The sequence below is a fragment of the Bacillus sp. LR_5 genome (assembly GCF_042709275.1).
On record NZ_JAVAXX010000019.1, the window covers coordinates 47,103 to 54,609 of the forward strand.

Annotated in this window: 9 protein-coding genes and 1 pseudogene; all 10 read right to left on the minus strand. The window is 44.5% G+C overall.

What is annotated here, in order from left to right:
- Nucleotides 1-31: 31 nt before the first annotated feature.
- The 10 genes and pseudogenes from trhO to purT all read right to left on the minus strand — a co-directional run bounded on the left by trhO (nucleotide 32) and on the right by purT (nucleotide 7,434).
- Nucleotides 32-1,000, minus strand: a complete 969-nt coding sequence (trhO, locus tag RAC86_RS06780; RefSeq protein ID WP_119898945.1) for an oxygen-dependent tRNA uridine(34) hydroxylase TrhO — start codon at nucleotides 998-1,000, stop codon at nucleotides 32-34.
- Between the two features lie 249 nt (nucleotides 1,001-1,249).
- Nucleotides 1,250-1,342, minus strand: a pseudogene (locus RAC86_RS06785) (hypothetical protein); the annotation flags it as partial.
- A gap of 88 nt (nucleotides 1,343-1,430) precedes the next feature.
- The gene (locus RAC86_RS06790; protein ID WP_021481898.1) at nucleotides 1,431-1,709 is read right to left on the minus strand and encodes a hypothetical protein; all 279 of its coding nucleotides are present in this window, start codon (nucleotides 1,707-1,709) and stop codon (nucleotides 1,431-1,433) included.
- A gap of 52 nt (nucleotides 1,710-1,761) precedes the next feature.
- Nucleotides 1,762-2,553 (minus strand): phosphatidylserine decarboxylase, encoded by a 792-nt coding sequence (locus tag RAC86_RS06795; RefSeq protein WP_003246344.1) that lies wholly within the window; start codon nucleotides 2,551-2,553, stop codon nucleotides 1,762-1,764.
- On the minus strand, nucleotides 2,546-3,034 hold the full coding sequence (locus RAC86_RS06800; protein ID WP_003234861.1) for a DedA family protein: 489 nt from the start codon (nucleotides 3,032-3,034) through the stop codon (nucleotides 2,546-2,548). Before RAC86_RS06800 ends, RAC86_RS06795 begins: the two co-directional genes overlap by 8 nt.
- The gene (gene pssA / locus RAC86_RS06805) at nucleotides 3,025-3,558 is read right to left on the minus strand and encodes a CDP-diacylglycerol--serine O-phosphatidyltransferase (RefSeq protein WP_014475661.1); all 534 of its coding nucleotides are present in this window, start codon (nucleotides 3,556-3,558) and stop codon (nucleotides 3,025-3,027) included. The genes RAC86_RS06800 and pssA overlap by 10 nt, the downstream gene beginning before the upstream one ends.
- A gap of 195 nt (nucleotides 3,559-3,753) precedes the next feature.
- Nucleotides 3,754-4,644 (minus strand): enantioselective carboxylesterase CesB, encoded by an 891-nt coding sequence (gene cesB / locus RAC86_RS06810; protein ID WP_213380057.1) that lies wholly within the window; start codon nucleotides 4,642-4,644, stop codon nucleotides 3,754-3,756.
- A gap of 165 nt (nucleotides 4,645-4,809) precedes the next feature.
- The gene (locus RAC86_RS06815) at nucleotides 4,810-5,208 is read right to left on the minus strand and encodes a YbfJ family protein (protein ID WP_003246434.1); all 399 of its coding nucleotides are present in this window, start codon (nucleotides 5,206-5,208) and stop codon (nucleotides 4,810-4,812) included.
- A complete protein-coding gene (gene mpr, locus RAC86_RS06820) occupies nucleotides 5,171-6,112 on the minus strand; it encodes an extracellular metalloprotease Mpr (protein ID WP_377885444.1) in 942 nt (313 codons plus the stop codon). Before mpr ends, RAC86_RS06815 begins: the two co-directional genes overlap by 38 nt.
- A 143-nt stretch (nucleotides 6,113-6,255) precedes the next feature.
- Nucleotides 6,256-7,434: a phosphoribosylglycinamide formyltransferase 2 gene (purT, locus tag RAC86_RS06825; protein WP_377885446.1), complete on the minus strand. Its 1,179-nt coding sequence runs from the start codon at nucleotides 7,432-7,434 to the stop codon at nucleotides 6,256-6,258.
- Nucleotides 7,435-7,507: the final 73 nt, after the last annotated feature.

The following is a 7,507-nucleotide window of genomic DNA, read 5'->3' on the forward strand; positions in this document are numbered from 1 at the left end:
AAAGAACACCTCAATACGAGGTGTTCTTTTTTTATTCAGCAGCAACGTGATCTTCTGTTTCAATCGCTGCCAGTCTTGCGTTTACTTCTTCTTCTGTCATATTATGCTCTTTCACATACAGGTTTCTTGGGTTCGTGCGGCATTCGTGGCTGCAGCTGCGCATATATTTATACTCATTTTCCGGTGTGCATATCATTTTTTTATTGCAAGATGGATTTGCGCAGTTCACATAACGCTCACACGGTTCTCCTGTAAAGTAGTCCTTACCGACAATCACATGCTCAACACGGTTGACAGGCACGCTGATTCTTTCATCAAATACGTAGCACTGGCCGTCCCAAAGCTTGCCTTGCACCTCTGGATCTTTTCCGTATGTCACGATTCCGCCGTCAAGCTGTGCTACATCTTCAAAGCCTTGCTTCACCAGCCATCCTGAGAACTTTTCACAGCGCACGCCGCCTGTACAGTACGTTAAAATCTTTTTGCCTTCAAGCATATCTTTGTGCTCTTCAATCCATTCAGGTAATTCACGGAAGGCTTCGATGTCAGGACGGACCGCACCTCTGAAATGGCCAAGGTCATACTCGTAATCGTTACGCGCGTCGATTACAATTGTGTTTGGATCCTGCATCTTCTCATAAAATTCTGCAGGCTTCAAATGCTGGCCTGTTGTTTCGTTCGGATCGACATCATCTTCAAGACGAAGCGTTACAAGCTCTTTTTTATGGCGGACGAAGATTTTTTTGAAGGCATGGCCTTCTGCTTCATCAATTTTAAATACCATGTCCGCAAAACGAGGATCAGCTTTCATCGTTTCCATATATTTTTCAGTCTGTTCAACCGTACCTGATACCGTACCGTTAATTCCTTCAGAAGAAACAAGGATACGGCCTAACAAACCAAGCTCCTTACAAAAAGCCAGATGCTGCTCTCTAAACGCCTCTGGATCTTCAATCGGAACATATTTATAGTAAAGTAATACTCTGTATTGTTTTTCCATGTTTTAAACACCCTGTTCAATTATAGTTAGTTGCTATGCACACTCTTACTATATCATACAGGAAAATGCCGCAAAGATGAACAGATCCGCCCAGACTGATAAAAATATCCAAGCTCTTACAAACCTAAGCAGCACAAGGGTTTCTCATGGCAAACAAGTATTTTCCATTCATTTACTAATCGATATAGTTATCTGAAAACTATCAAACAAAAGGTGCACTCCACCTGTTATAGCACAGGAGGACGCCGCTCACTTGATAATGACAGAGGGCGTGATATGCTCCAGCCAAATGACACCGTCATATTGTTCCTTAAGGATCATCTGCTCTTCTGTGAATCCCCAATTAGGTTCTCTAGTCATTACGAGATAGATATAGAAAAAGTTTCCTTTTCCTGCCAACAAAAAAAAAGCTTCTCTGTTGAAAGAAGCTTTAGCTGGATTCTCTCATCACCTGATGAAAGTAAAACCGATACGTATTTCGTAAAAATGTCTCAACTGGAAGCTGCACATCCGCTTGGTATTTGCTGATGATGAATGGAAACCGCTCGATTCCTTTTTCGCGCAAATTGTTCGCTTGTTCATCATCTATTGCCTTCTCTTGCAAAACCGCTTCAACGATCGGCCAGCACACTTCTCGCACTTGCCGCAGGACGGCTTCATCTCCGGTGTTCTGATAATCTGTAATCCAGCTGATGATTTGTTTCTCCATAAGTCTCACCTTTCTTCAAAAAAAGAGGCGCTGCGTTTGCAAGCTCCTCTTTTTACTCTTCATAACCTATCAGTTCTCCGACTTGAACTTCTTGGCCTTCTGCTAAATGGGCGGACGGCTGGAACGCGTCTTTTTCAAAAACCAAAATGACGGTTGAGCCAAATGAAAAGTATCCCAGCTCCTCGCCGATCTCCAATTCAGTACGGGTATTCGTCTGCACGATAGAATTAATATTCATCGCGCCGACAGGAATCATCAGGACATTTCGGCTGCCGCTATTCAGCTCGTACACAAACCGATAATTTTTCGACAGCACATCTTTCCCGTATTTTAAGCCTAGTTGATTTACCGGGTATGAGCGATTTCCGAGCTCGGCCAGCTTTTGATACCTGCAGCTGATCGGAGAATGGAAACGGTGATAATGCCTCGGGCTTAGATACAGCACGACGAAGTAACCGCCATTGTATTGATGGTCTGCGCTTTTACAGCCGGTCAGCTCAGCGAATGAGTAATCTTTTCCCTTCACCGTAAAGGTTTGATTCGGGTTGATGATTCCTACCGTCTGAACCACACCGTCAACAGGGCTGACCACCGCATGCGCCTCTTTTGACACAGGGCGCCGCTCCAGATTTATTTGTCGAATGAACAATTCGGACAGCGATCCGTAATCAGCAGCCGTACCGTCCACATCATCCCAATTCAGCCGAAAATGTTTTGAGAAAAGCGGAATGACCGGTTTGCTGATTTTCGACTCGCAAAATCCTTTAATCAGATAGGATGACAGACGATGATTCGTCAGCTCTATCAATGATCGATACAGAATCTTTACAGCCGTATTAAACATGAATAATCCCTATAACCCTTCCGATTGTAATAAAAACAAAGCACCATAAAAAGGCGCCGATTGCAGCAAACGCAACATACGTTTTCAGATCCATTTTGCCGATCCCCGAAAAGTAGCACGTCACATGTCTGACGCCGGGAATAAAATAACCTAAAATAAGAGAATATGGACCGTATTTCTTCATCCATTTTTCCACTTTCATCATTCTTTTTTCTTTTAAGCCGACCCACTTGCCGTACTTGTCGATAAACGGGCGTCCGGCTTTTCTGCCAATCATGTAGCTGATCAGCATACCTAACAAAGCCCCGACAAAACTAATCAATATCGAAAGCTCATAATTCAATACATCGGTATGCGTGAAATAGCCAACAACGGTCATCATCACTTCATCTGGAATCGGCAATCCTACAATTCCTAATACCAGCATCAAAAAAATAGCGAGATAACCGTAATCCGCTATGAGCTGCTGAACTAATTCCATCTCCCAGACTCCAGGTTTTCTGCCGCATGTTTTTTAAAATGAGGGAATTTTATTTTACTCACCATCAAATATGAGAGTCCGCAAGTGCCGATTGCCAGAAGGATCGGGTTATAGGTGAAGCTTAGAATAACGAGACACATGCCCGCAAACGGAATCGGCATACCGATAAACGTCGGGAGCTTGCTTTGTTCAATGTTAAATTTAGAGAGGCGAAGCATTCCGCAAATGCTGTACGTCAATGCGCATAAGATCCCGATAAATGGCAGGGTATACAACGCGACACTGTAAGCAAGCATAGAAGGAGCCACCCCAAACGTAACCAGATCGGCAAACGAATCCAGTTCTTTCCCCATATCAGAAACGGCATTCAGCTTACGAGCAGCCATCCCGTCAAAGAAATCAAGGAACATGCCTGTAAAAATAAAAAGCACTGCTGAATGAATGTTGTGATATAGCAAGGAATGAATCGCCAGCAATCCGCAAATGAAGTTTCCTATCGTAATCATACAGGGGATGTAATTCACAGTGTAACCAAACCTCCAATTGTAAAACCATCTATATTATTTGACGATAGTGATCGAATAGCGTTACAGGAAAAATTTTTCTCCAATAAGCATGATAACATAGAATGCTCCCAAAAAAAGCAGCATTCAAATTCTATTATTATACAACATTTGTTACCTTTTGAAAAATGAATGCCAATCTTTTCATGTTCCTTACTATTTTATCCCCCCGCATAAAAAGGACAAGACGCGTTGATTGACGTACTCTGGCTGCTCCAGAGATAACAGATGTCCGGCGTTCTTTACGATTTCAGCCTGAATTCCCGGCACCAATACCGAAGCCCGCTCAAAGGCCATTTGCTGATGGTACATGACCTCGTGCTCACCGAACATCAGCAGTACCGGGACTTGTATCGATTTCAATTCCTGGTCTGTGAACACGTACGGAAAGCCGTTTTCTGTCGGCTTCAGGCTCCTTTGCTCATCCTGCCATTCCACGCCCGCCACAATTTGTCTTTGCAGTAAAGGATGCAGATCATAACTGTTGCCTGTGATCCACTTGATATATGATTCAGCTCCTCTTGCCCCTGTAAGCTCTGCAGCGTATTTATAGACATCCGGATGAAATGAAATAAACGCTTCAGCGGGACTCATAACAACCGCCCGCTCTACTCTTTCAGGCGCGCGGAGTAAGAAATTCACGATATGGGAGCCGCCAAGCGAAAGGCCGGCCAGGTGTGCCGTCTCAAGTCCAAGAGAATCAAAGACATCTTTCATCCATTCTGCAAAATCAGCTCTCGTTTCCATGGCTGCTGATGGTATACTTTTATTTTTGTCTCCTATTATATCGACCGCATATGTACGAAATTGACTGCTCCACGCTGCGATATTCGGATACCACATCGCAGAGCTGAAAAGGCCTCCGTGAAGCAAAATGAGCGAAGGTGCGTCCTTTGGCCCACTTGCAATGATATGTGTTTTTCCAAAACGAGTAGAAACATAGAATGCTTCCGACTCAATCGGCCACAAAGAAAGGCTTTGATCATATGCCTGGTAAAAGCGCAGACCACTTTCAACCGCGGCAAACTGCATTGAATCTTGTATCATCTTCTTCTTTTTCCTCCGGGTTTGATTGATATAAAGGATAACGCCCCTTTTGTCTCGTAAGAAAAAATACCTATTTCTTATTATCTCACATAATAAATTTCCAGTATATAGTTTGGTTTCCTGCAATAAATAAAAAAGGCAGTTCCCTTAAAATCAAGGAAACTGCTATTCTTTGAAGACTAATGGAATGGCATGATCTTTTTTATCCTCTGTTAACGAGATGTGATGGGTTACTGATGTTTCACCCTTCGTCAACGCGACTGAGTAATCGCCTTTTCTGCCGGTATCCCATTTGATATCTCCGTTTTTGTCTGTTTTACCGAGTATCTCGCCAATCTCTGTACTCGGCTCCTCATCTGAAGAGGGCGCTTTGACAATCGTCACTTGAACCCCTTCGACCGGCAGCCCCTTAGCATCCTCCACATGAAGAGTGACAGGAATAGTCGTTTCTTTTTGAGAAGAATGCGTCTGCGAACTGCACCCGCATAAAAACAAAATAGACATGAATATGGCTAGTTTGCTGTATTTATTGATTTGCCCAATATTGAATATTGTTGAATACATCGTTCGTCACCCTTGTTCCCAAGTTATATGACGATCCTCCGTTCGTGTGAATGGCAATAGCTGTCTGCCCTGTATCACTGTAGTTTCGATAAACAGGCGAGCCGCTTTGGCAGCCGTACGTATCGGTTGTATAGGTCAGCTTATACGTTTCAGCGGAGCGAATCGGCTTTGTATCAGACCACATCGTGCCAAAGGTTTTGTCACACGGGAATCCTGTCACTGACGAGGAAAGGCCCACGGGACTGCTGCTGTTTGTAGTCCGGTAGCCGTACCAGCCAACTGTGTTTCCAGGAGAACCGTTTAATTTAATAGCTCCGTAATCATAATTAGTGTCTTTGCTTTCCGTCCATCCTTTGACGGAGTAAAACATCGTGCCTGAATAAGTACCGTACGGATATGACGAACCATTGCGGCCCGGCGCGGCGGTTATCGTCGAAGCCCATCCATGATCCTGGCTGTACACACAATGCCCAGCCGTGACGACTGTATTTGGATTGACTAAAAATCCGGTACATCCATAAGTGCTTGAAGTGTTGGGATACTTGATTGACAGTTGAACGGTTGCTCTATATGGAAAAGATGTCGTGCTGGAGATTCTGGTGCGTTCATCAGTTCCGATAATGCTCGAAGGCTGTAAGGTTTGAATGTTTTTTTCCAGTTCCGTTTGGCCGCCGTATAACGATTTACTTGTTTTTCCGGTTCCCTCATAAGGGGCGGAAACCTGATCTGCTTTTGACGTTTGGTTTTTCGTAGCATCAGCTTCTTGACCGGTATTCGATACAGAAGTTTGCGGGTTCTCTGCCGCTTTTGCCGGTACGCCAAAAGAAACCGCTGCTGCCAAAGCCAAACACAAAACCGTTAAGTAAGCGAACCATTGTTTTCTGAATCTTGGAACTAATTTCATTTTGTCATCTCCCTCCTTTAGTGTCAACCACCCGCATCGATGGAAGACTTTTACATTATAATCAGGTTTCTGATTCTTATGATAAAACTTTTATGGAGGAAGAAAAAAACAGGCCTTGTACCATGACAAGGCCTGTTCAAACTCTATTTTAAAATTAGCTGGTCCAACGCTTTCTTTGCATTCTCTCTTGCCGTTTCAACTGTATCAGCAGCAGAAAGCGCAACTGCCATACGACGTCCGGCTTTCGTTATCGGCTTTCCAAAGACGCGCACTTGAGTCTTTGGGACTGCCAGTGCGTTTTCCAATCCTTCAACAGTGTAATCCGCTAATTCTTCCGGCGCTTTGAGGGGCCTGCTGGCGCCAGGAGAAAGCTGTGTGATTTCTGTAATCGGAAAGCCGAGAATCGCCCGGACATGCAGCGCAAATTCTGACAAATTTTGCGTCACCAGCGTGACAAGACCCGTATCATGCGGACGAGGAGATACCTCACTGAAATATACCCTATCTTTCGCAAGGAACAACTCAACACCAAACAGACCGTATCCGCCAAGCTCATCCGTGATTGTTTTCGCAATATGCTTCGCTTCTTCTATTTGCTGCTCTGTCATATCATGCGGCTGCCATGATTCGATATAATCCCCGTCCTTTTGCACATGACCGATCGGCTCGCAAAATGCCGTACCGTTAACCGCACGTACGGTTAAGAGTGTGATTTCTGATTCGAATGGGATAAACTCCTCAACGATCACGCGGCCGTTTTTCACCCGTCCGCCTTCCATCGCCGTCTCCCAGCAGCTCTCTAAATCCGCTTCAGAGCGGCAGATGCTTTGGCCTTTTCCAGAAGAACTCATCAATGGTTTAACGACACAAGGAAAACCGATCTGTGCTGCCGCTTGTATAAATTCATCATATGTATTCGCAAATTCATAGCCAGCCGTCGCAAGTCCAAGCGTTTCCGCCGCAAGCCGTCTGATGCCTTCCCGATCCATCGTCAGCTTGGCCGCACGGGCATTCGGGATGACGTGAAATCCTTCCTCTTCAAGCTTCAGCAATTCATCCGTCGCGATCGCCTCCACCTCAGGCACAATCAAATCCGGCTTTTCTTTCTCAATAATGGTTCTGATCTGCTCTGGGTCCAGCATATCAACGACATAACTGTTATGCGCGACCTGCATCGCCGGAGCATGCTCGTAACTGTCAACTGCCACCGTCTGTACCCCAAGACGCTGGGCTTCAATCACTACCTCTTTACCTAATTCACCTGAACCTAACAATAAAACCTTCTTTGATTGATACATCTTTGCCCCTCCTATCTGTTCCAAACCATTATAACTGAAATATTTGAAAAATAAATTTTTATTAAAAAAGATAAAATAAGAATTCATCACGAGTTGC